The organism is Allobosea lupini, assembly GCF_900109525.1.
GTDB lineage: Bacteria > Pseudomonadota > Alphaproteobacteria > Rhizobiales > Beijerinckiaceae > Allobosea > Allobosea lupini.
In genome coordinates this window covers 1018386-1037463 of sequence record NZ_FOAN01000001.1, presented here as the reverse complement: position 1 = coordinate 1037463, position 19078 = coordinate 1018386, and the positions used below count along the sequence as shown (strand labels likewise).

Sequence of the window (19078 nt, the reverse complement as noted above, 5' to 3'; positions counted from 1 at the left end):
GCGCCAGCCCAAGGCCGTGCCGGTCTCAGGCCGGCTTCTGCGGCAACGCGAGGCCGTAGCCGTCAGCCACGCCGGGCTGCTCCTTGGCCGGTTGCTCGCCAGCCCTGCGCAGCCTGGTGTCCCTGAGCTCGTCGGCGGCCTCCAGGATCGGGTAGGCGATCGAGGTGATGTGGCCGTGGATGCGCTTCAGGTCGCGCAGCACGTCGAGATGGATCGAGGATGTCTCGAGCGATTGCGTCACCCCGCTGCGCAGGCGTTCGTAATGCTTCTCGGTCGCCATGCGCTCGGCGACGCGCATCGCGCTCTTCTCGTCGAAGAGCTGGCGGGCGAGGCCGATATCGCGCGTGGCCAGCACGTTCAGCGAAAGCTGCAGGCTGTGGCTGACCTGCCTGTGGAAATCGCGGATCTCGGCTAGGCCTTCCTCGGAGAAGCGGTAGCGCTTGCGGATCTTCTTCTCGGCGAGCTCGCGCAGGTTCTTGTCGATGATGTCGCCGATATGCTCGAGATTGGTGGTTGCCGTAATGATCTCGAACAGGCGTCGGCTGTCCTCCTCGCCGAGCGGATGGCGAGAGAGCTTGACGAGATAGAGCTTGATCGCCTCGTGGATCGCGTCGACGCCGTCATCGGCGGCCGCGATCTCGCGCGAGAGGGCGAGCTTGTCTTGCTCCAGCAGGACCTGCAGGTCCTTCAGCATGGCGCCGACACGGTCGCCCAGATGCAGCGTCTCTCTCATCGCGCTGGCGAGGGCTTCGGGCGGGCTGTCGAGCAGGCCGGCGTCGAGATAGAGCGGCCGATTGCGCTGCTCGGCTTCGGGCTTGGCCGGGGTCAGGCGCGTCACCAGTGCCGCGATCGGCTGGACGAAGGGCAGGAAGGCGATGGCGCCGATGATGTTCAGCGCCAGATGGATTTCGACCGCCAGGCGCGACGGGTCATGCGACAGCGCCGAGAACCAGACGGAGAGCGGCTTGGCGAAAGGGATGACGACCAGCGCGATGATCATGCGCGTCAGCAGGTTGGCGAGCGCGACGCGGCGCTGCACCACGGGCGCGCCGAGCTGGTCGAGCACCGGCACCAGCGCATTGCCGAGATTGGCACCCACGATCAGGATCAGCGCGGTCGGTGCCGGGAACAGCCCGCCGGCCCAGAACGACGCGATCAGGAGGACGATCGCGAGACTGGAATGGGTCAGCCAGGTCGCCGCGACGGTGATCCCGACGGCGAGCAGCGGCTCGCTCGCCAGCGCCTCGAACACCGAGCGGAACACGGGCGATTGCGCCAGCGGCGCCGAGGCGGTCTTGAGCTCGGCAAGCGAGAGCAGGATCAGGCCGATACCGACGATCAGGCGCCCGATATTGCGGGCGCGGTTCATCGCTTCATTGGCGAGGTAGAGCGCGACGCCGACGGAAAGGCAGGCGCCCCAGAGCCAGCCGAGATCGAAGGAGATCACAAAGGCGGCCATCGCCGTGCCGACATTGGCGCCGAGCAGCACGGCGAAGGCCATCGGCAGGCCGATCAGCGCCTGGCCGGCGAAGGAGGAGAGCAAAAGCGTCGTCGCCGTCGAGCTTTGCAGGATCAGCGTCACCACCGCGCCGCTCGCCATCGCCGAGACGCGGTTGCCGGCGAAGCGGGCGAGGCCTTGCCGCAGCGAGGGGCCGAAAGCCCGCGTCGCGCCCGTCCGCACCAGCCTGACCGCCCAGATCAGCAGCGCCACCGAGCCGGCGAGGTGGATCAGGATGGACGTGGTGCTGTCTGCGGCGTTCATCGTGGGGTGGGCGCTCCTGCAGGCGGGAATCAGCGAGGGTCAAGCGGCTGATTATGCCGCCAAGTTCGTTAGCCGTCTTATAAAGTCGACGGCGGAAATGGTCTACTTCTTACGCATATCAAGCGCGACGGAGCAGGAGGCGGTCGATGCGCGATCACAAGCGCGCTGGCCGGTTATGATCCACCGAGCCTGCAATTGGCGTGCGTGGTCGTCCACGACACGCGCTGACGAAGCGGTCTGGCTACCTGGTCAGTGTGGAAGAATTGCGGTCACTGGTCGGGCCCGCTGGCCGGGACGCGATGGTCACGCGTCCGGGGCGTGTTCAGGATGAGCCTTGCCCGCAAGGGCGGCGCGCTCCGCCGCCATCGCCGTGATCAGGTGCGGATAGGCGTCCTGCATCGCCTCGCGAAAGGCTTCGAACGGCATCTCGTCATGATCGCCGCGGTCGAGCACATAGTCCATGTGCTGCCGGCCGGCCGCATCGAAGGGCTGGAAGATCGAGTCCAAGCTGCCGTCGAAATCGAGCGGCTCGACGCCGAAGCGGGCGCTGAAGGCAAGGTCGAAGGCCGGCGTCGCCTTGACCCAGCGGCCTTCGAGATGGATCAGCGTATAGGCGTGCCAGCGGAAGACGTCGCTGCCCATGAGGTCGAGGATGCGCGGCGAGGCCAGGTGGTTGCGCACATCGGCGAAGCCGACGCGCGCCGGAATGCAGGCGGCGCGGCAAACCGCAGCGAGCGTCACCGCCTTGGGCACGCAGAACGAGCCCTTCGCCTCCAGGCAGCGCGAGGCGACGAAGATATCGCGCTCAATCCCGAAATAGCGCAGGTCGTATGGGATCGCGTCGCGGACGGCGTAATAGAGCCGCACGGCGCGGTAGCGATCGGGGCCGCTGCCGGCATGGCGGTCGACAAAGGCGCGGACCGTCGGCGCATTCGCATCGATGAAGGGCGTCGCCTTCAGCGCCCCGGCGAGCCTGTCGTCGCTCATCGCACTCTCCCGTCTACGCGGTGCGCGGATGCTGCAGCCGCCAGGCGATCTGCGGCAGGCGGTCGGCGCCGAAGAAGCTTTCGCCGTCCAGCGTCATGAACGGCACGCCGATGATATTGGCCGCGCACGCTTCATCCACTGCCTCGCCAAGGCGCTGGCGGCCTTCGCTGCCGTCGATCATGGCGCGGACCGTCTCCGGAGTCTCGTCCGCAAGACAGGGCAGGGCGGCGAGCACGGCCGGGTCGGTGATTTCCTCGCCTTTAGCGAAGAACGCTTCGAAGATCTCGCTCGCCAGGCGCAAACCGTCCTGCGGCCTTGTCGCGGTCCAGGCGTGGTAGAGCCGACCGGCGAGATGCGCCGAGATCTGCAGTGGCTCGGGAATGCGGAAGGGCAGGCCGAAGAACTCGGCCGAGCGGATCACGTCCTCGAGAAAATAGCGCCGCCGCGCCGGCTTCTCCAGCGGATTGACGACGCCCTGCTGCTTGAACACCGCCCAGAGCAGGATCGGCCTCAGCTCCAGTGCCCGGCCATGCTCTTCCGCCAGTCGCGCCAGCGGGCGAAGCGCGAAATAGGAATAGGGCGAGGCGAAATCGAGATAGAGGCGTAGCGCTCCCGGCATCGCGATCAGAACCGGAAGACGCCGTAGCCGGGCGGGCCGAGCGGGGCGTTCAGCGAGGCCGAGATCGCCACGCCGAGCGCATTGCGGGTGTCGAGCGGGTCGATGATGCCATCGTCCCAGAGTTCCGAGGTCGAATGATAGGCCGAGAGCTGCTCCTGATAGGCTCTCCGCGTCTCCTCCCAGAGCCGATCGATCTCGCTCTGGTCGACCGCGCCGCCATTGCGCTTCATCTGGTTGGCCTTGACCTCGGCGAGCGTGTTTGCCGCCTGGTCGCCGCCCATCACGCCGATCTGGTGGTTCGGCCAGGAGAACAGGAAGCGCCCGTCGAAGGCACGCCCGCACATGCCGTAATTGCCGGCGCCGAACGAGCCGTTGCACATCACCGTGAATTTCGGCACCCGCGAGCAGCTCTGCGCCATGATCATCTTGGCCCCGTCCTTGGTGATGCCCCGCCGCTCGTATTCGCGCCCGACCATGTAGCCGGTGATGTTCTGCAAGAAGACCAGCGGCGTACTGTTCTGGTTGCAGAGCTCGATGAAATGGGCGCCCTTGATCGAAGAATCGTTGAAGAGCACGCCGTTATTGGCGAGAATCCCAACCTTGAAGCCCCAGATATTGGCAAAGCCGCAGACCAAGGTCGTCCCGTAGTTCGGCTTGTATTCGTGGAAGCGGCTGCCATCGACGATGCGGGCGATGATCTCGCGCATGTCGAAGGCCTTCTTGATGTCGTCGGGCACGATCCCGTAGATCTCGGCCGGATCGTAGAACGGCTCCTCCGGCGCCTCGCGCTGAGCTTCCCAGCGCGGCAGCCGGTCCCATTGCGCGACGATGTCGCGGCCGATCTCGATGGCGTGCTCCTCGCTGTCGGCGGGGTAGTCGCAGGTGCCGGAGACGCTGGTATGCATCTCGGCGCCGCCGAGCTCCTCGACCGTGACGTCCTCGCCCGTCGCCGCCTTCACCAGAGGCGGGCCACCGAGGAAGACCGCGCCGGTGCCGCGCACGATGACACTGTAGTCGGACAGCCCGGGGATATAGGCGCCTCCGGCGGTGCAATGGCCGAAGACGAGGGCGAGCTGCTTCACGCCCATCTTCGACAGCAGCGACTGATTGCGGAAGATCCGTCCGCCCATATAGCGATCCGGAAACAGCTCCGACTGGAGCTGGAGGAAGCCGCCGGCGGAATCGCAGAGATGGACGACCGGCAGCCGGTTCTCCATGGCGATGTCGAGGGCGCGGACGATCTTCTTGACCGTCAGCGGATACCAGGCGCCGCCCTTCACCGTCGGGTCATCGGCGCGGATCATCACCTCGCGGCCGGAGACCATGCCGATGCCGACGATCGAGCTCGCCGACGGCGATTCCCCGCCATAGGCCATGTTGGCCGCGAGCGAGGACAGCTCCAGGAAGGGTGTGCCGGGGTCGAGCAGCATCTCGATGCGCTTGCGCTGCGGCATCTTCTGCTGGCGGGCGAGCCGATCGAGATCGCGCTGCGGCCGGCTATGACGCGCCGCCTCCTGCTTCGCCTTGAACTCGGCGACGAGGCGGCGGTTATGCGCCTCGTTGCGGCGGAAATCGGCGGAAGCGGTGTTGATCGACGATTGCAGTCTGGACATCGGGTCAGCCTTCCGCCGGAGCCGCGAGACGGGCGAGGACGGCATCCTTGTCGAAGCCTTCGCCCTCGCGCGCCGCGATCTCGGCGATCTCGCCGTCGCGCGGCGCATCGAGCTTCATCTGCAGCTTCATGCTTTCGATCGTGACGATGGTCTCGCCGCGCTGGACGTGATCGCCGACGCGCTTGTGGATCACGATGACCGTGCCCGGCATCGGCGCGCGCACGACATTGGCACCGCCGCCGGCTGCCGAGGCTTCGGCCGCCGCATCAAGCCGGCGCAGCGCGAAGCTGCGCCCATCGAGCCGGACGATGACGCCGTCGGCGCTACCGGCGCGGACGAAGGCGATCGGCTCGCCGTCGATCGTCAATTGCCGGCTGCCGTCGCCGGCCTCGTCGAGGCGCTCCACGACATGCCGGCGACCGTCGATCGAGAGCACGAGATGCGGCCGGCGCGCGAGGATGGTGACGTGATGCACGCTGCCAGCGAGATCGAGCTTGAGGACCATGCTCAGTTCCTCCAGCGCCCGATCGAGGCGTGCGGCTCGGGCACGCCGAGGATGAGGTCGCGGAAATCGCGCAGGCCGAGCGCGGCGGCGATCAGGACCCTGTCGCGCGTCGCGTCATCCGGCTCGGCGGCGGCGAGCACCGCCCTGTGCTGGGTGACGAAGCCGGTATGCAGCTCCCCGGCGGCGAAAGCGGGATGGCCGAGCACGCGGGCGAGATAGTCGATATTGGTCTTGACCCCGAGCAGAGCGAGATCATGTAGCGCCGCGATGCTGCGGCGGGTCGCGCTGGCCCGGTCGGGCCCATGGGCGACGAGCTTGGCCAGCATCGGGTCGAAATCGGCGGTGACGCGCTGGCCGCGATCGAGCGCGTTCTCGAATCGCAGATAGGCCGCCTGCGGCGCGTCGAGATGCAGGATCGTGCCGGTCTCCGGCAGGAAGTCGCGCTCGGGATCCTCGGCGCAGATCCGGCATTCGATGGCATGGCCGCTGGCAGTGACTTGATCTTGCGCGAAAGACAGGTCGTGCCCGGCGGCGATCTCGATCTGCAGGCGTACGAGATCGAGCCCGGTGATCATCTCGGTGACGGGATGCTCGACCTGCAGGCGCGTATTCATCTCCAAGAAGAAGAAGCGGCCGTCTGCGCCGAGGATGTATTCGACGGTGCCGGCATTGCGATAGTGTGCCGCCGCCGCGAGCCTGACCGCCGAGGCGCAGATCTCGTCCCGCAGTCCGGCCGGCAAGTTCGCCGCCGGCGCCTCCTCGATGATCTTCTGGAAGCGGCGCTGCACCGAGCATTCGCGCTCGAACAGGTGGATGGCACCGCCCTTGCCGTCGCCGAAGACCTGCACCTCGATATGACGGGGCTGCTCGACGAAGAGCTCGGCATAGACGCGCCCGTCGCCAAAATAGCGCTGGGCCTCGCTTGCGGCGTGGCGGGCTGCACCTTCCAGCTCCTCGGCCGAGCGCACGATGCTCATGCCCTTGCCGCCGCCGCCGGCCGCCGCCTTGATCAACAGCGGGAAGCCGATTTCTGTCGCCTGGCGGGTGAATTCGGCGAGATCCTGCGTCGGCATCACCGACGGCGCGACAGGCACGCCATGATCGGCCGCGAACTGGCGCGCCGAGATCTTGTCGCCCATCAGAGCGATCGTATCGGCATCCGGGCCGATGAAGGTGAGGCCGGCCTCGGCGACGGCGCTGGCAAAGCGCGCATTCTCGGAGAGGAAGCCATAGCCGGGATGGATCGCATCGGCCCCGACGGCGCGGGCAGCGTCAACGATCTGGGCGATGTCGAGATGGGCGGCGACCGGCGTCTCGCCCGAAATCTCGATCGCCTGATCCGCCTCGCGCGCATGCCGGGCGCGGGCCTCGACCGGGTGGTGGATCGCGACCGAGGCGATGCCCATCTCGCGCAAGGTCCGGATCACCCGGCAGGCGATCTCGCCGCGATTGGCGATCAGCACCTTGCGGAACGGCGGGTTGTCGTCCGGAGCCATCATGCGTCGTCCGTGGTCGTGAAGCCGGGGAGGGGGCCATCTGGCGCGAGCCAGGCGGCAGGGACGGGCACCGGCAGGCTCATCAGCACCTGGGCCATCGCCTTGCCCTGCGGGTCATGGCGCAGCGAGGCGATGCCGCCGCCGCCAAGCGCCCGGTGCATCACGAGGTTGAATCCGCGCAGGCCCGGCCAGTCGAAGCGCTCGACCTTGCCCTGGACGTAGTGCGCGAAATGCTGGCCGACCGCCTCCGGCGTCAGCGCGCGCCGGAGCCAGGGCAGGAAAGCGGCATCGCGCGCGATCACGCCGATATTGGCGATGTCGCCCTTGTCGCCGCTGCGGCCGAAGGCGAGGGCGACGAGCGGGACGGAGACGGTCTCGCCGGTTGGTGCCTCCGGGGCGTCCGAGTTCGCGCTGGCAGGAGAGGGCGCGCTCGTGGCCGCCGCGGGGATATGCGCCGGCACCGGCAGGCGCGTCTCGCCGAGACTCACCGTCGGCTGCAGCTCGGCCTTGTCGATCGGGAAGGAGAACAGCCTGATCACCGGCTGCGGCTCGGGCCGGCCTCCGGCGAAGCCGGTCAGGCTCTGCGCCATCGCGGTCGCGGCCGGGTAGATTTCGCGGGCGAAGATCTGCAGCGCCTCCTTTGACGGGTGGCGCACGCCGATCTTGAGTACGACCTCGCGCGTCGCTCGCGCCCGGCTCTGCGCCCCATAGCTCGCCTCGGCGCCGAGCGTCTCGACGGAAGCTTCGGCGAAATCCGGGAAGCCGGCCTCGCGGATCAGGCGGCCGCAGCGGGCGAGAATGGCCTTGGCGACGGCTTGCGCCCGCTCGGGCGCATCGTCGCCGACGATCATCATCGTCGCCGCGCAGCGATAGCCGTCGGCATAGGTGGCGCTGACCTTGTAGCTGCTGGACGGTGCCCGCCCGCGCGCACCGGACACCCGGACGCGATCGAGGCCGGCGGCTTCGAGCCGCACCTGCGACCAGTCGCAAGTGACATCCGGCAGCATATAGGCGGCGGGGTCGCCGACCTCATAGACGACCTGCTCGGCGATCGTCGAAGGGGCGACGCGCCCGCCGGTTCCCTCGGGCTTGCCGATCTCGAAGCTGCCATCGGCCCGGCAATCGGCGAAGGGAAAGCCCATATCGGCCCAGTCGCCGGCGACCTCGCGCCAGTCGGTGACGATGCCGCCGGTCGCCTGCGCGCCGCATTCGAGGATGTGGCCAGCCAGACTCCCGGCCGAGAGTTTGTCGTAGTCCTCGGGCGCCCAGCCGAATTCATGGATCAGCGGGCCGAGAACCACGGCCGAGTCGACGCAGCGCCCCGTCACCACGATATCGGCGCCGGCTGCCAGCGCCGCCGCGATCGGGAAGGCGCCGAGATAGGCGTTGATGCTGGCGGTCCGCTCGGGGAAGGGCGCGCCTGAGAACATCTCGGTGATGCCTTGGGTGCGCAGCCGCTCGGCTTCGCCCGAGAGATCGTCGCCGGTGACGATCGCGACCTTGAGCTCGACGCCGACCTCCCTGAAGGCGGCGAGTAGCGCGTCCCGGCAGGCTTCCGGGTTGACGCCGCCGGCGTTGGTGACGACGCGGATGCGCTTTTCCGCGATCTCACGGGCGAGCGGCTTCATCACCAGAGAGACGAAGTCGGTGGCATAGCCGAACGCCGGGTTCTTCGCCTTCATCCGGGCGAGGAGCGACATGGTGATCTCGGCGAGATAGTCGAGCACGAGATAGTCGATGTCGCCCTGCCGGACGAGCTGTCGCGGCCCTTCCGGGCTGTCGCCCCAGAAGCCGGCGCCGCAGCCGATGCGGATGCTCTCGCGCAGTGTCGCCGCCATGGCGCTCACCGCCCGGTCCAGGCCGGCGGGCGCTTTTCGGCGAAGGCGGCAAAGCCCTCGCGCGCATCCTCGGTGCGGGCCATGTTCGCCAGCATGAACTGGGCGTATTCGAGCGCCGCGTCGGTCGACATCTCCCTGATCTTGGCGAGGCTCTGCTTGCCCAGGCGAATGCCGGTCGGCGACTTGTCGACGAGGCGACCGACCAGCCACGCGGTCTTGGCGTCGAGCTGATCGGCCGGCACGGCGTAGTTGACGATCGCGCCGGCCTCGGGATCGCCCGCCCGAATGGTCTCGCCGGTCAGGCAGAACTCCATCAGCCGGCGATAGGGCAGGACCCGCATCAGATAGGGCAGGATCATCATCGGGAAGAGCCCGACCTTGACCTCGGTCACCCCGAGCAAGGCGTCGTCGCGCGCCACCACCAGATCGCAGGCGCAGATCAGGCCGAAGCCGCCGGCCAGCGCATGGCCGTTGACCCGCGCCACCAGCGGCAGCCGGCAGGCATCCATCCGGCGCAGCAGGCGGGCGACGTAATGGCGGGGGTCGGCGGCCTCGATGGTGAACGGGGTTCCGTCGGCATTCGGCTTGAGATCGCCGCCAGCGCAGAAGGCCTTGCCGCCAGCGCCGGTCAGGATGACCGCGCGCACCTCGGAATCGGCCTCGGCCCGGTCGAGCGCGGCAACGATCCCCTCGGCGACCGCCTCGTTCAGGGCGTTGCGGCGGCTCTCGCGATTGATCGTGACGACCAGCGCCGCGCCCTCGCGTCGGGTGATGACCTCTTCGCTCACGGGTTCCGTCCCTGCGCGGCTCGCTGAAGGAGCCTTCGCTGAATAAATGATTTGAATTCATTTGCTGTGTCAATAGGCGTTCCATACCTGAATCGTGCCAGCAATTGCGCAAACGGATTATTCGATTTCGCCGTATCCGGCCTGCATTGACAGCTGGGTTTGGCGCTGATGAAATGCGCTCAATAAGATCGACGGCCGAATGGCGCGATGCCCGCACCGCTGCGTGACGAGGCAAGGGAGGAGATCGACGTGAATGCCGTGACCGGTAGCAACCGCGCCAACGCCTTCGGCCTCGACGAGGAGCAGAACGCCATCCTCGACGGCGCCGACCGCTATGCACGCGCCGAGCTCTATCCGCTGTCGCGGCGCATGGACGACGAGGAGTGGTGGCCGGACGAAGCTTTCCGCCAGATCGGCGCCAACGGCTTCTTGGGCGCGACGATCCCCGAGCAATATGGCGGGGCCGGGCTCGACCTGCTTCAGGCTGGCTTGGTCCTGCAGGGCTTCAGCCGCTGGAACCATGCCATGGCGCTCTCGGTCGTCGCCCACGACAACCTCTGCGCCAATAACATCTATCGCAACGGCAATGAGGAACAGCGCCGCCGCTATCTGCCCGATCTCTGCTCGGGGAAGACGATCGGCGCGCTCGGCCTGACCGAGCCGGGGGCAGGGTCGGACGCGCTCGGCTCGATGCGCACCACGGCGCGCCGTGAGGGCGACCATTACATCCTCGACGGCAGCAAGATCTACATCACCAACGGCCCGGTCGCCGACGTGCTGCTGGTCTATGCCAAGACCGACAAGGAGCGCGGCGCCCACGGCATCTCCGCCTTCATCGTCGAGAAGGGTTTTCCCGGCTTCAAGGTGGCGCAGAAGCTGGTGAAGATGGGCTATCGCGGCAGTCAGACGGCGGAACTGCTGTTCGAGGATTGCCGTGTGCCGGCCGCCAACCTCGTCGGCGCCGAGAACCAGGGCGTCGCGATCGTGATGAGCGGGCTCGATCTCGAACGGGCGATGATCTCGCCGCTCTGCCTCGGCGTCGCCGAGCGGGCGCTGGACCTCTCGATCGACTACGCCAGGACGCGCAAGCAGTTCGGCAAGCCGATCGGCGCCTTCCAGATGGTCCAGTCCATGCTGGCCGAGATGTATGTGCTGGTCGAGACCATGCGCAGCTTCACCTATCGCACCTTGGCCGAGGCGGCGCCGCTCGAAGTCGGCGGCGGCGGGCGCGGCGACATCCATCGCCTGACCGCGGCCTCGGTGATGTATGCGGCGCAGGCCTGCCACGATGTCCTCGACAAGGCGGTGCAGGTCCATGGCGGGGCCGGCTATATCTGGGAATCGGAGATCAACCGTCTCTTCCGCAGCACCAAGCTGCTGGAGATCGGCGCCGGCACCACCGAAGTCCGCAAGATGATCATCGCCGGCGAATTGCTGAAGGGGATGGACCGTCATGGCTGAGGCCGAGCCCCGCGAACTCGGGCTGGACGACGCCGACCTCGCTGTGCTGCCGACGGTCTACGGACCCGACGCTTTCGCCGGCAAAACCGTCCTCATCTCCGGCGGCGCCGGCGGCATCGGCCGCGCCACCGCCTGGCTGCTCGGCCGGCTCGGTGCGCAGGTCATCATCGCCGGGCGTGACGAGGGCAGGCTGGAGGCGGCGGTGCAGGCGATGCGCGCCGCCGGGCTGAAAGCGGCAGGCAGGACGGTGAATGTCCGCGATCCCGCCACGATCACCGCGCTGCACGACTGGATCGCGGCCGAGTTCGGGGGCATCGACATCCTCGTCAACAGCGCCGGCGGCCAGTTCCCACAGGCGGCGATCGACTTCTCGACCAAGGGCTGGAACGCCGTCGTCGACACCAATCTGAACGGTACCTGGTACATGATGCAGGAGGCGGCGCGGCGCTGGCGCGATGCCAAGCGGCCGGGCAGCATCGTCTCGATCGTGGTGGTAACGCGCCAGGGTCTGCATGGCGTTGCCCATACGATCGCGGCGCGCGCCGGCGTCGTCGGCCTGACCCAGGCGCTGGCGGTGGAATGGGCGCCGCTTGATATCCGGGTGAACTGCATCGCGCCGGGCGCGATCGAGACGCCGGGCTGGCGCGTCTACGATCCCGCGCAGGTCGCGGCCTATCCGCGTTCCAACCCGATGATGCGCACCGCGACGACCTGGGAGGTGGCGGAGGCCTGTGCATATCTCTGCGGCCCGGCGGCGGCCTATGTCACCGGCGAGGTGCTCAATGTCGCCGGCGGCGCGCAGCTCTGGGGCGAGACCTGGACGATCCCGCGCCCGGCCTTCTTCGATGGTCCAGGCAGCAGCGGCAGCTAGGTGATGGCCTCAGCGCGGCAAGGCGGAGGAGGGCTTCGTCGGAGCGATACCGGCGGCAGCCTCGAGCCGCGCCGTTGCAGTCTCCAGCCGGGCGACCACGCTCTCTATCGGCGAGGCCGGCTCGTCGTCGAGCGCGAGGCCGTGATGGACCAGATTGGTGATGGCGTCAGCCAGCTCGGCCGGGTCGAAATCGCCTTCGCCACGCAGGAAGGCCCAGGTGCGATGCTCGATGCAGCCGAAGACAAGGTCGCGCACCAGGCTCGGCGAGGTCTCGGGCCGCAGATCGCCGGCGGCGATGCCGACCTTGACCACGTCGACCAGGCGATTGGTGTAGGCGCGGTTCAGCTCGAACAGATGCGAGCCGCGATAATCGGGTGCCGGCCGGATCTCCTGGAACATCAGGCGCGACAGCGCGGGGTCGCGGTGAATCGAGGTGAGGTGGGTGTAGACGATGAAACGGATCTGGTTCCAGCTGCCGCACACCGCGGCGAACTGCTCGGCATCGTCGCGCAGCATCTCCTCGAACCAGTGCTCGACGACCTTGACCAGCAATTCGCGCTTGTTGGCGAAGAAGCGGTAGATGCTGCCCTCGACCACGCCGGCGCGCAGCGCGATGTCGGTGATCAGCGCGTCGTTATAGCCTTTCTCGACGAAGACCTCCTTGGCCGCGGCCATGATGTCGGAGATGCGCCGCTCGGGCGGGAGCCGGTTGACCTGGCGCTTCAGGGCATTGCGGGGCGGCATCGATGATCCTTGCTGAGGCGAAGAGGCAGCGCGCTGGCGGGCCTCGTAGAGCCTGTCGAGGGGTTTGCGCAACGCCGGTTCGTCGCGGCGCTTCGGTCGCGTCCCGATACTGTCCTAATAAATACCATTCATCACCATCGCGCCGCAAGCAGGAACGTGAGGTAAGCCGGAAGGTCGGCCGAGGCGTAGTTGCTGCCTGTCCGGACTGGATGGTCATGCCGGGCTTCGCCGCTGATGACGCCCGCGGAAGGGCTGCTAAGTCGCGTTCATTGCATTGGCGACCGGGCGCGGGCCGGGAAGGGTCGCCTTGTTAGGGGAGGGATCCTTGCCTTTGCCTGCAGCTTTCGCCGGACGCCTGCGCGTTCCCGTCATCGCCGCGCCGATGTTCCTGATCTCGGGGCCGGATCTTGTCGTCTCGTGCTGCCGCAACGGCGTCATCGGCAGCTTTCCGGCGCTCAACCAGCGCACGACACACGGTTTCGCCGACTGGCTTGACGAGATCGCGCGCCGGCTCGACGGCATAGATGATGCCGCACCTTTCGGCGTCAACCTGGTGGTCCACCGCAGCAATCCGCGGCTGGAAGCCGATCTTGCCGTCGTCATCGAGCGCAAGGTGCCGCTGGTCATCACCTCGCTCGGTCTCAACCGCGACCTGATCAAGGCTGTGCATGGCTATGGCGGATTGGTCTTCCATGACGTGATCAACCTCGCCTTTGCCGCCAAGGCGGCTGATGCCGGCGTCGACGGGCTGATCGCCGTCTCGGCCGGGGCCGGCGGGCATGCAGGGCCGCTCAATCCCTTCGCGGCGCTGGCCGATATCCGCCGCATCTTTGACGGCACGCTGGTGCTGGGCGGGGCGCTGAGCACGGGCGCCCAGGTCGCGGCGGCCCGGATGGCGGGGGCGGACATGGCCTATCTCGGCACGCGTTTCATGGCGACGCAGGAAAGCATGGCGCCGCCGGCGCTGCGGTCCATGCTGCTCGACGCGTCCGCGGCCGACATCGTCTACACTCCGGCGATCAGCGGCGTGCACGGCAATTTCCTGCGCCCCAGCATCGTGGCGGCCGGGCGCGATCCCGACGATCTGAGCAAGCCCGCGAGCTATGATTTCGGCACGACGGAAGCCAAGGCCTGGCGCGACATCTGGGCGGCGGGCCAGGGTGTCGGGACGATCCGCGATGTGCCCGCTGCGGCCGACCTCTGTCGGCGACTGGCGGATGAATACGAGGAGGCGCTGGACGGCGCTGCTCGCCTGTCGTGCCGGGCGGTCGAACGGCCGGCGGGCTGAGCCGGGTTCATTGAGCTGCGGATCGGGGACAGGTGTCGAATGGTGTGGTCGGTCGGCGCGAAAGGGGTACTTCGGGCGGACTTGTGCGAAAATTCGCAGCTGCCGACAGAGCGGACACCGGTCGGCGAAAGAGTTGACAGCACAAGATGAATTCTATTCATTAGCTGTATCGAGCTGACGCATATCGAGCCAACAAGCCAGCGCAGCCGGGGAGGATGCCGTGGGAGTCAACGCCGTTCGCGTGGCGGCGCCTTGTGTGCGCCGGGTGCCCGCAGATGTCGCGCTTGGGGTCGTCGCGCGCGGCCTTCCGGCCGGCCGGTCCGGGCGCCTCGGATGAATGAGGTTCAGTACCGCCACGCCGCGAGCGCCGCAGGCGCGCCGGTCGCGCTGTCCTGCACCGGGATCGAGCGCGTCTTCGGCGGCCTGCGGGCGCTGAAGGGTGTCTCGCTCGACGTTCGCCAGGGCGAGATTCTCGGGCTCGTCGGTCCGAACGGCTCGGGCAAGACCACCATGGTCAACGTGATCACCGGCTTCTACCCGCCCAATGCCGGCAAGGTGACCCTGTTCGGCGAGGACATCACGGCGCTGAAGCCGCACCGCGTCGCCGCCCGTGGCGTCGCCCGCACCTTCCAGAATCTGGCCCTGTTCAAGGGCATGAGCGTCCTCGACAACATCCTGATCGGCCGCCACACCCATATGAAGCCGAGCGCGCTAGGGGCGCTGTTCTACTGGTGGTGGGCGGAGCGCGAGGAACTGGCGCACCGGCGCGTCGTCGAAGAGATGATCGAGTTCATGCAACTCCAGGACATCCGCGACGAGCCGGTCGAGGTCATTCCGCTCGGCCTGCAGAAGCGCGTCGAACTGGCGCGCGCCCTCGTCGCCGAACCGCGCCTCCTGATCCTGGACGAGCCCATGGCCGGCATGAACCAGGAGGAGAAGGAATACATCGCCCGCTTCATTCTCGATGCGAGCGAGGCCCGCGGCGTCACCACCCTGATCATCGAGCACCACATGGATGTGGTGACCTCGATCTGCGACCGAGTCGTCGTGCTGAGCTATGGCGAGGTGATCTCGGAGGGCGAGCCGCAGGCGGCGATCTCGCATCCGAGCGTGGTCAGCGCCTATCTCGGCGAGCGCGCCGCCAAGCGCCACCAGGCCGGGAGCACGGCATGACGGCGGTATCGGGCAGGATCGGTGAAGTGGCCCACTGGCCGGTCGCCGCCAATGGCGAGCCGGCGACGCTGATCGCGGCGCTCGCCCGTAACGCTGCTGAGTTCGGCGACCGGGTCGCCTTCCGCGAGCGGCGTTATGGCATCTGGCAGGAACAGGACTGGCGCGCGGTCTTCGACGAGATCGCCGCCATGGCGGCCGGGCTCGAAGAGGCTGGGCTGGTCGCCGGTGCCGCGATGACCGTGATCGGCGACAACCGCCCGCGGCTCTACTACGCCATGCTTGCCGCCAACATGCTGCGCGCCTTTCCGTCGCCGGTGTTTCCCGACGTGCCGCTCGAGGAACTGATCGTCGCGACCCGGCATGGCGCGCCGCCGGTCGGTATCGCCGAGGATCAGGAGCAGGTCGACAAGCTGCTGCAGCTTCGCGATGCGACCGGGCGCGTCGCCACCATTCTCTACGACGACGAGCGCGGCCTCGACGGCTACGATCAGCCCGGGCTGATGTCGCTCGATGAGCTCGTGAAAAAGGGTCGAGAGCGGCTGGCACGCGAGCCCGGTCTCGTCCGGCGCTTCGTCGACGAGCCACAGGCCGACGACATCTCGGTGCTGCTGCATTCCTCCGGCACGACCGGCCTGCCCAAGGGCATCCCGCTGCGCCACCGCAACGTCACCGGCGGCCTGCTCAATGCCGGCGCGAGCGGCTATTTCCACAAGCACGAGGAGCTCTACGCCTATCTGCCCACCGCCTGGGTCGGCGATTTCGTCTTCACGCTTGGCGCCGGCATGATGATGGCGGCCACGATCAACATCCCCGAGCGGCAAGAGACGGTGATGCGCGACCTGCGCGAGGTCTCGCCGACCTTCTATCTCGCCGCGCCGCGCGCCTGGGACCAGATGCTGACCCGCGTCCAGGTCGGCATGAAGAACTCGACGCCGTTCAAGCGCTGGCTGTTCGAAACGGTAATGGAGCGCGCCGTCGCCTACGAGCGCAAGCGCCTGTCCGGCGGTTCGCTGACGCCGTCGGAAAAGCTGCTCGATGCGGTCGGCAACCTATTGGTCTATGCGCCGCTGCGCGATCATCTCGGATTAGGACGCGCCGAGCGGGCCTTCACCGGCGGCGAGGCGCTGGGCGAGGACACCTTCCTGTTCTTCCGGGCGCTCGGCATCAAGCTCAAGCAGTTCTACGGCCAGACCGAGACCTGCGCGCTGACGGCGGCGCAGACGGAAGGGCAGGTCAAGCTCCACACGGTCGGCAGGCCGATGCAGGGCAGCGAGATCCGCATCGACGACAGCGGCGAGATCCTGGTGCGCTCCTCGTCGGTGGTCGACGGCTACTATGACGACCCGGAAAGCAGCGCCAAGGCGCTGGCCGACGGCTGGCTGCACACCGGCGATGCCGGGCGCATCGACGAGGATGGCCAGCTCGTCGTGCTCGGCCGCGTCAGCGAAGTCGTGCGCACCGCCTCGGGCGAGCGCTACATCCCGAACTTCATCGAGAACCGGCTGAAGTTCAGCCCCTATATTCGCAATGTCGCGGTGATCGGCGCCGGGCGTGACGAGCTCACAGCCATCGTCTGCATCGATTTCGACGCGGTCGGCCACTGGGCCGAGGAGCGCGGCATCTCCTACACCTCCTATGCGGAGCTCTCGCAGAAGCCCGAGGTGCAGGCGCTGATCGGCCAGGTGGTCCGGCACGTCAACGGCACGCAGCCGGATGGCCTGCGCGTGCGGCGCTTCTCCAATCTGCACAAGGATTTCGACGCCGACGACGGCGAGATCACCCGCACCCGCAAGCTCCGCCGCAACACGATCGAGACCACCTACGCCTCGCTGATCGAGGCGCTCTATAGCGGGGCAACCGAGACCGTGTTCGACGCCACCATCGCCTATGAGAACGGGGAGCGCGGCGTGATCCGACGGACGCTCAAGATCAGCGAGGTCCTCGCCTGATGGACTGGATCCTGCTCGCGGAACTCTCGACCAATGGCGTTTTCGTCGGCCTGATGTACGCGCTGGTCTCGCTCGGCATAGTACTGATCTACAAGACCTCCGGCACCGCCAATCTCGCCCAGGGCGCGATCGCCATGACCGGCGGCTACGTCACCTGGGCGCTCGCGAGCCTGGTCGGCCTGCCGATGTGGCTGGCGATCCCGGCCGCGCTTATCGGCATGTTCGGCTTCGGCCTCTTGATGGAGCGCGTCGCGCTGCGCCGGATGATCGGCCAGCCGGTGATCATGACGATCATGCTGACGCTCGGCGTCGAGATCATGCTGCGTGGCCTATTGCCGGGCATCTTCGGCGCGGCTGTGAAGCGTCTCGACATCGGCCTGCCGCAGCAGCCGCTCTTCGTCGGCGAGCTCCTGCTCAATCGCTCAACGATGATCGGCGGCTCGATCTCGCTGCTGCTGATCCTGCTCTCGCTCTTCTTCTTCAACTCGCGCTTCGGCGTGGTGATGCGCGCCGTCGCCGATGACCAGACCGCGTCCTGGTCGGTGGGCATCAGGGTCGAGCGGGCGATCGCCGTTGCCTGGGGGCTCGCCGCGGTATCCGCGACCGCCGCCGGCGTACTCTGGGGCAGCACCCAGGGCATCGACTGGTCGCTCTCGCTGCTGCTGATCAAGGCGCTCGCCATCGCCATCCTCGGCGGGCTCGACTCGATCCCGGGTGTGCTCGTCGCCGGCGTCATCGTCGGCGTCGCCGAGAGCCTCGCGACCGGCGTGCTCGATCCGCTCGTCGGCGGCGGCTCGCGCGACGTGGTCGCGGCCGTGATCATCCTGGTGACGCTGCTGCTCAAGCCGCACGGCCTGTTCGGCCGCCACCATATCGAGAGGGTCTGACGCCGTGTTCTATCGTCGCGCCGGCATCCGCCATACGCGCTATCAGGACGAGCGCCAGCTCTTTCCGCTTGGCTTCGACCGTGGGCTGATCATTGCGGTCATCGTAATCCTGCTGGCGGCGCCCTTCATCTTCGACCGGCTCTATGTCTCCGGCTACCTGCTGCCCTGGCTGATCTGGACCTCGGCCGCGCTCGGCCTCAACCTGCTGATGGGCTGGTCCGGCCAGATCCATCTCGGCTATGGCGCGGTGATGGGCATCGGCGCCTATGGCTCGGTTCACCTGGTGCGTCTCGGCGTGCCGCTCGAGATCGCGATGATCGCCGGCGGCCTGCTCAGCGCCACGATCGGCACGATGTTCGGCGGCGCGGCCCTGCGCATGAAGGGCATCTACCTGGCCATGGCGACGCTCGCCATGCAGTACGTCGTCGACTTCGTCATCTCGCATTCCTCTGTGATCAGTGGCGGCTCGCTCGCGACCTTGCAGGTGCCGCCGGTCAGCTTCCTCGGCATACCCCTGCAGGGCGACCTGCCGACCTATTACCTCGCTTTCGGCGTCTGCTTCGTCATCACGCTGTTCATGCTGAATGTCCGGCGCACCAGCTTCGGCCGGGCGCTGGCGGCGCTGCGCGAGAAGGATTACGCCGCGCAGATCCTCGGCATCTCGACCTTCCGCTACAAGCTGCTCGCCTTCTGGGTCTCGTCCTTCATCGGCGGCGTCGTCGGCTCGGTGCTGGCGGTGACCTATCTGCGCGCGATCTCGCCCGATCAGTTCCATATCGAACTCTCGATCCAGATCCTGGCGATGATCATCGTCGGCGGGCTCGGCAGCGTGCTCGGCCCGTTCTTCGGCACCGCGCTGATCCTGTTCGCGCCAATCCTGCTCAACAACCTGCTCGGCGCCGCCGCCGGCACCTTCGGCTGGTCCTTGCCGATCGACCTGCGCGCCCATCTGCCGCTGATGGCCTATGGCGCGCTGGTGATCGGCTTCCTGCTCTACGAGCCGCTCGGGCTCGCCAAGATCTACGCCAATTTCCGCAACTACTTGCTCGTCTGGCCGTTCCGCCATGCCCAGCGGTGACGGTGCCTCAATCAACGAC

At 67.5% G+C, this 19078-nt stretch carries 16 protein-coding genes; 7 read left to right on the top strand and 9 right to left on the bottom strand.

All coding sequences use genetic code 11. The features are described 5' to 3' along the window. Positions 1-25 precede the first annotated feature (25 nt). From BMZ21_RS05000 to BMZ21_RS04965, 8 genes are all read right to left on the bottom strand, one after another. On the bottom strand, positions 26-1762 hold the full coding sequence (locus BMZ21_RS05000) for a Na/Pi cotransporter family protein (protein ID WP_091830292.1): 1737 nt from the start codon (positions 1760-1762) through the stop codon (positions 26-28). Positions 1763-2065: 303 nt separating this feature from the next. Then, a complete protein-coding gene (locus tag BMZ21_RS04995) occupies positions 2066-2749 on the bottom strand; it encodes a transglutaminase-like domain-containing protein (RefSeq protein ID WP_091830290.1) in 684 nt (227 codons plus the stop codon). Between the two features lie 13 nt (positions 2750-2762). Next, positions 2763-3368, bottom strand: coding sequence for a 2-hydroxychromene-2-carboxylate isomerase (locus BMZ21_RS04990; protein ID WP_091830288.1), 606 nt, complete (start codon positions 3366-3368; stop codon positions 2763-2765). A 5-nt stretch (positions 3369-3373) separates the two neighbouring features. Then, positions 3374-4981: an acyl-CoA carboxylase subunit beta gene (locus BMZ21_RS04985; protein WP_091830286.1), complete on the bottom strand. Its 1608-nt coding sequence runs from the start codon at positions 4979-4981 to the stop codon at positions 3374-3376. A 4-nt stretch (positions 4982-4985) separates the two neighbouring features. Beyond that, the gene (locus tag BMZ21_RS04980; RefSeq protein WP_091830284.1) at positions 4986-5486 is read right to left on the bottom strand and encodes an acyl-CoA carboxylase biotin carboxyl carrier protein subunit; all 501 of its coding nucleotides are present in this window, start codon (positions 5484-5486) and stop codon (positions 4986-4988) included. A 2-nt stretch (positions 5487-5488) separates the two neighbouring features. Continuing rightward, on the bottom strand, positions 5489-6985 hold the full coding sequence (locus BMZ21_RS04975; protein ID WP_208862217.1) for an acetyl-CoA carboxylase biotin carboxylase subunit: 1497 nt from the start codon (positions 6983-6985) through the stop codon (positions 5489-5491). Continuing rightward, on the bottom strand, positions 6982-8820 hold the full coding sequence (locus BMZ21_RS04970; protein ID WP_091830280.1) for an acyclic terpene utilization AtuA family protein: 1839 nt from the start codon (positions 8818-8820) through the stop codon (positions 6982-6984). The genes BMZ21_RS04975 and BMZ21_RS04970 overlap by 4 nt, the downstream gene beginning before the upstream one ends. 5 nt (positions 8821-8825) lie before the next feature. Continuing rightward, positions 8826-9608: an enoyl-CoA hydratase-related protein gene (locus BMZ21_RS04965; protein ID WP_091830277.1), complete on the bottom strand. Its 783-nt coding sequence runs from the start codon at positions 9606-9608 to the stop codon at positions 8826-8828. A gap of 207 nt (positions 9609-9815) precedes the next feature. Between BMZ21_RS04965 and BMZ21_RS04960 the strand changes: the two genes are divergently transcribed. Both BMZ21_RS04960 and BMZ21_RS04955 read left to right on the top strand, forming a co-directional pair. Further along, positions 9816-11069, top strand: coding sequence for an acyl-CoA dehydrogenase family protein (locus BMZ21_RS04960; RefSeq protein WP_091830275.1), 1254 nt, complete (start codon positions 9816-9818; stop codon positions 11067-11069). Beyond that, positions 11062-11940, top strand: a complete 879-nt coding sequence (locus BMZ21_RS04955) for an SDR family oxidoreductase (protein ID WP_091830273.1) — start codon at positions 11062-11064, stop codon at positions 11938-11940. Before BMZ21_RS04960 ends, BMZ21_RS04955 begins: the two co-directional genes overlap by 8 nt. A gap of 9 nt (positions 11941-11949) precedes the next feature. Here the strand turns inward: BMZ21_RS04955 and BMZ21_RS04950 are convergent, their stop codons facing one another. Then, the gene (locus BMZ21_RS04950) at positions 11950-12684 is read right to left on the bottom strand and encodes a TetR/AcrR family transcriptional regulator (RefSeq protein WP_091830271.1); all 735 of its coding nucleotides are present in this window, start codon (positions 12682-12684) and stop codon (positions 11950-11952) included. 331 nt (positions 12685-13015) lie between these two features. Here BMZ21_RS04950 and BMZ21_RS04945 point away from each other — a divergent pair, with 331 nt between their 5' ends. From BMZ21_RS04945 to BMZ21_RS04925, 5 genes are all read left to right on the top strand, one after another. Continuing rightward, entirely contained in the window at positions 13016-13972 is a 957-nt protein-coding gene (locus tag BMZ21_RS04945) for an NAD(P)H-dependent flavin oxidoreductase (protein WP_342029021.1), read from the top strand. Between the two features lie 333 nt (positions 13973-14305). After that, entirely contained in the window at positions 14306-15145 is an 840-nt protein-coding gene (locus BMZ21_RS04940) for an ABC transporter ATP-binding protein (protein ID WP_091830267.1), read from the top strand. Next, on the top strand, positions 15142-17094 hold the full coding sequence (locus tag BMZ21_RS04935) for an AMP-dependent synthetase/ligase (protein WP_091830265.1): 1953 nt from the start codon (positions 15142-15144) through the stop codon (positions 17092-17094). Before BMZ21_RS04940 ends, BMZ21_RS04935 begins: the two co-directional genes overlap by 4 nt. Next, on the top strand, positions 17094-17981 hold the full coding sequence (locus BMZ21_RS04930; RefSeq protein ID WP_091830263.1) for a branched-chain amino acid ABC transporter permease: 888 nt from the start codon (positions 17094-17096) through the stop codon (positions 17979-17981). Before BMZ21_RS04935 ends, BMZ21_RS04930 begins: the two co-directional genes overlap by 1 nt. Before the next feature lie 4 nt (positions 17982-17985). Then, a complete protein-coding gene (locus tag BMZ21_RS04925) occupies positions 17986-19059 on the top strand; it encodes a branched-chain amino acid ABC transporter permease (protein WP_091830261.1) in 1074 nt (357 codons plus the stop codon). Positions 19060-19078 lie beyond the last annotated feature (19 nt).